Source organism: Tistrella bauzanensis (assembly GCF_014636235.1).
Classification (GTDB): Bacteria; Pseudomonadota; Alphaproteobacteria; order Tistrellales; family Tistrellaceae; genus Tistrella; species Tistrella bauzanensis.
The window spans coordinates 1-4,297 of sequence record NZ_BMDZ01000136.1 but is presented as its reverse complement, the minus strand read 5'-3'; the positions used below and the strand labels follow the sequence as shown (position 1 = coordinate 4,297).

Genomic DNA, 4,297 nt, shown 5'->3' with positions numbered 1-4,297 from the left:
TCTCATCGCCTCCATCCGACGCACCGCACGGTTCATCGCAAGGGCTTGAAATCAATGGGTATTAGTTTTGAGTCCGACTCTCATCAGGCGGGCCTCGCTTAGTCGATTTCAAACGTCGCTGTGTCGAAGATCAACGAGGTCGCCTCGTCCTCGCGATCAAGCAGCCCGAAATGTTGCTTGAAGCGGATGACGGCCATGGTCGCGTTCAAGGCGTTCAACTCGGTGATCTGAGCCTGTTTGCGATATTCATCCTCCTTGGCGTTCTCGACGGGCAGCCGAACCGTGCCGACATTGTCATCGAACGCCTTCCGATCGCCTCCCGTCACTCGCACGAACCCGCTAAGGCCGACGGCCGATCGATTCAGACCCATCCCGCAGTCGACGTAAGGCACGCCATTCGCGCTCAGCCAGTCGATGATAAGCCGGCGTGCGGGTCCATCATCGACAGAGACGAAAACGAAGTCGAAGTGCTTCAAACGCTCGACATTTTCTGCCGTGATGCGCTGGGGGACGCCCTCGATCCCGCTGTGCCATTGGTCATAATGCTGCGACAGAACCTCGACCTTCAGCCTGCCGATGGCGTTCGGGATGAAACCCGGGAACCTAAAGATCGTGTGCACATGCACCTTGTCATCGTCGAACAGGGTGATCTGCGCGAGGTGCGTCCGCGCCAAGAAGTTGAGGATGTACGAGCCCGTCCCGCCGAGGCCGATGATCGCCACGCGCTTGCCGCGCAACAGGGCCGACAGGTCGTTGATGTGATAGCGAGATGACATCGTGTCCGGATACCGAAGGGGTGAACACTGCGACGCGGCCTTCACTGCGATCGCGCGCAGCGGCGTGGCCTGCGGATAGGCCGCCAGCGCCGGGGCCGTGATCGTGTCGAGATAGGTTTGCACCTTCTCGTCGAATGAACGGTAGGGGCGCATCGTGCCGTTCTCGTCGAGCAGTTTGTAGGAAAACGAGAAGTCAGTGACGAGATCATCGCTGACCGTCACCTTGTCCGCGCCGCCCCCAAGTTTGAGCTGGCGACCCTGCTGGTCGTGCGGCGGGCTACCGCGCCACCATGCTTGGTGGTTCGTCGGTGGATCGATCGCTTGGCCGTTGAGGTCGACGGGGCTGACCCAATCGCCGTGCTGGAGCTTCCCGTCCTGATCAAGGTAGGGCAGGCCGAAGAAGACGAGATAGCCGCCGATGAAATCGATCAGGTACCCCGTCTCCTCGTAGTCCTTGATGAAGGCGTTACGACTCGCCAGTTCCGGCAACCCGAAAGCGCATGCCATCCTTCACCCTCACCTTCTGACCGGGGGCCAGGGTGCCGCTCGGATTTTCAGCGGGCCCATGGGAGTACTTCACGAGGTATTCGTTCGACGGCTTGCCGCCGCTACCCAGGTAGAGCTCGACCACGCGAGCGTAAGTGATCTCCTTGGTCTCGATTTCGTGGTCGTCGCCGTTGACGAGGATCTCGAAGACCTTCTGGCTGTAGAAGTGCTCGTCCGCCGTCAGATGGATGACGGTCTCGTCACGCGGGATCATCTCATCCTCCGCGTCACCCTCCACTTCCCGGTAGAGCTTCTCGTGCTTCGGGATGTCGGCCAGCGCATAGAGCGCTTCGCCGGTGGTGGGGTTGGGCGAGCTGTAAGCCACCCGGTCGATATGGATACGCACCAGGTGCGCCGCGACATTGACTGACATTCTACTTCTTTCCCCGCTTTCGCGGCGCTTGCGTTTCGCCCTGCCGGGTGGCACCTTGGTGTCCGGCCAGACAACGCCGGGGCTCCAAAAAACGCCCTGTCCGGCAGAGAGCCAATTCAGGGCGTGTTGTCTGTGTGGACAACAGAATGAGGGAAACAGTGACGACTGTCAAGGAGGGCGGATGCCGGAGTCCGCGTTAGGGGTTTGGCTTAAGGCGCTCCGCGGGGGGCGGAGCCTTCGGACGGTCGCGGAGCAGAGCGACGTCGACCACGCTTATATCTATCGCCTTGAGACCGGCGCGAAGGAGTCGCCGTCGGCCGAGGTCTTGGACAAGCTGATCGCTGGTCTGACGCCCTCAGGGCGCAACGCCGAAATACTGCGCTTCCTGGCGAGCCACCCCAACATAGACCCCGGCCTCGCCGAGTTCGCACAGGCCGATGACGAAGTCACCCCCGAGGAATTCCACATGCTCACCACCGTCGTGAACCGGGGCGCTCGTCCCGACTACGCCACCTCGCTCGCCCGCATTCGCAAGTTTATGAGGGAGGACGATGATGGATGAGGTCGCCGTTGCGATGAAGGCGCGCGACTTCATCGCGAAATGCGGTCCTCTCGCCCTCCCAGTATCGGTCGCCGCTTATGCCGCTCAAATCGGCGGCGTGGTGAAGGCCGATACGCTTCAGGAGAACGAAGACGCCTGGTCCTTCCGCGACAAGAACGGCAGGTATCGGATTTGCGTGAATTGCCTCCATGACGGCCGGCGCCAGCGGTTTAGCGTCTGCCACGAAGTGGCCCATGAAGCGCTTGGGATTGCCGCCGACCATACGGCTCCGAGTTGGAGTTTTGCTCGCCGGCCTCAGGGTGAAATCGCCTGCGATATTTTCGCGGCGGAACTTCTCCTTCCCCACAAGCTGTTCAAGCCGCGCGTCGATGCGGCCGACATGGGCTTCGCCGCGATTAGCGAGCTGGCCGAAGAGTTCGACGCCTCGTTGATGTCGACGGCATCGCGCTTCGCCACCTTCTCCCGTGAGCTGTGCGCCTACGTCCTGTCAGAGAATGGCAAGGTTCGTTACAGCGCGCGCTCCACATCACTCCGCGACGCCAAGGCCTGGATCAGGCCGGGCATGGACTTGCCGAGCGACTCCTACAGCGCGCGTGTCCGGTCCGGCGCAGCGCCCAATGGCCCCGAGGAAGCTGAGCCTGACCAGTGGTTTGAAGATTGGGACCGCGACGGTGCTCTCTACGAGGACGTTCGCCACCTAGGCCAGTGGGATCAAACACTGACGCTGCTTTGGTTCGACGATGAAGTCCTTCCTCCACCGCCTGCAGAGCGCAAGCGCTGGGAGGAAGACACATACGGCCTTCGCGAACTCGACGGCAATCTTCCTTGGCCGGGGAAATCTAAGCGCCGGAGATAAACAATGAGCTGGGCTCAGCGCGCTGCCAGGAACCTCTTGCCTCTCAGCCGCGAGCAATCAGACCTTGCAGTGGCATTGCGCGAGTGGCGCTACGAGGGTGGCTTCCATGATCTCGAAGCGCCCAACGAGGACTGCGAGCTCTGCGATCACCCCGATATTCGCTACCAGTTCGAGATCAGGAACAGGTTCACCGATACCCGCCTTCAGATCGGGTCCGAATGCATCAACCGGTTCGGCATCAGCGCCACCAGCGATGACGGCGAAGATCTCGACGCAGCAGGCACACGGAAGAAGGTCAGCCGTGATCGCCGCGCGCTTATCGAGGAGGCCCGAAAAAAACGGTTGATCACAGCACTCGTAGCGCTCTCTCAGGCCGACCCCGAATTCCGCATCCTGTCGTTCATCGACTACCTGCAAGATCGCGGCGCGTTCACACCCAAGCAGCTCGTCACGCTTCTCTGGCGCTTCGAGAAAGTGCGGGTCCCAGTCGATGTTCGCGACTTCACACTGACCATCCGTCGGGACCGCGAGAAGGTGCAGCTTTTGGAAATGGCCGATTGGCAGATCGGACGCTTGATGCCGGCCATGTCACCGTCCCAGCGGCAATTCTTGGCGGAAGCCAAGAAGCTCAAAGAGTAGGCGATCAGCTCCCTCGGCGGCCCTATGGGCACCGCCCATCGCGACGAATCCTGTCTGACGTGTCTTGGCAACTTACAATCAGCGCTACTACCGAAGGGGGGGCTGGTCCGCACGCAGCAAGTATTTTTTCTCTGCGCCACGCTGGGCCGCTACGCCATCGGAATACTTGTTGAAGCGCCCTATTTATTGCCTCTTCTAATCATCCCCGTCGCCAATCGCGTGTCGCGATTGGCCAATGACGGGGACGATCGTGGCGGCTGCTCCGCTCCATTCCGAGGCCTTTTCACGCGGTGCGCGCATGCTGCGCACCGCGCTCGGTCCGGCCATCGCCGCCTTTCTCGAAGACCCGTCGATCGTCGAGGTGATGCTGAATCCCGACGGCCGGCTCTGGATTGATCGGCTCTCCGGCGGCCTCGAGGATAGCGGCCGGACCCTGTCCGCCGCCGACGGCGAGCGGATCGTGCGCCTAGCAGCCTGTCGGACTTTCCCCAGCGTGCGAGCGGTGCGATGATTCCGTTGGTTTCAACGGGATTGCGCGCTGATGG

At 61.4% G+C, this 4,297-nt stretch carries 5 protein-coding genes and 1 pseudogene; 4 read left to right on the top strand and 2 right to left on the bottom strand.

From position 1 onward, the window contains the following. Positions 1 to 98 precede the first annotated feature (98 nt). Together IEW15_RS24890 and IEW15_RS24885 are read right to left on the bottom strand one after the other, a co-directional pair. A complete protein-coding gene (locus tag IEW15_RS24890) occupies positions 99 to 1,283 on the bottom strand; it encodes a ThiF family adenylyltransferase (protein ID WP_188583139.1) in 1,185 nt (394 codons plus the stop codon). Then, on the bottom strand, positions 1,243 to 1,695 hold the full coding sequence (locus IEW15_RS24885) for a multiubiquitin domain-containing protein (protein WP_188583137.1): 453 nt from the start codon (positions 1,693 to 1,695) through the stop codon (positions 1,243 to 1,245). The genes IEW15_RS24890 and IEW15_RS24885 overlap by 41 nt, the downstream gene beginning before the upstream one ends. A gap of 181 nt (positions 1,696 to 1,876) precedes the next feature. Between IEW15_RS24885 and IEW15_RS24880 the strand changes: the two genes are divergently transcribed. The 4 genes and pseudogenes from IEW15_RS24880 to IEW15_RS24865 form a co-directional block, all read left to right on the top strand. Next, on the top strand, positions 1,877 to 2,257 hold the full coding sequence (locus IEW15_RS24880; RefSeq protein ID WP_188583135.1) for a helix-turn-helix domain-containing protein: 381 nt from the start codon (positions 1,877 to 1,879) through the stop codon (positions 2,255 to 2,257). Then, positions 2,247 to 3,113, top strand: coding sequence for an ImmA/IrrE family metallo-endopeptidase (locus IEW15_RS24875; RefSeq protein WP_188583133.1), 867 nt, complete (start codon positions 2,247 to 2,249; stop codon positions 3,111 to 3,113). The genes IEW15_RS24880 and IEW15_RS24875 overlap by 11 nt, the downstream gene beginning before the upstream one ends. Before the next feature lie 3 nt (positions 3,114 to 3,116). Then, positions 3,117 to 3,752, top strand: a complete 636-nt coding sequence (locus tag IEW15_RS24870; protein WP_188583130.1) for a hypothetical protein — start codon at positions 3,117 to 3,119, stop codon at positions 3,750 to 3,752. 235 nt (positions 3,753 to 3,987) lie between these two features. Then, positions 3,988 to 4,254 (top strand): annotated as a pseudogene (locus tag IEW15_RS24865) (P-type conjugative transfer ATPase TrbB); the annotation flags it as partial. Positions 4,255 to 4,297: the final 43 nt, after the last annotated feature.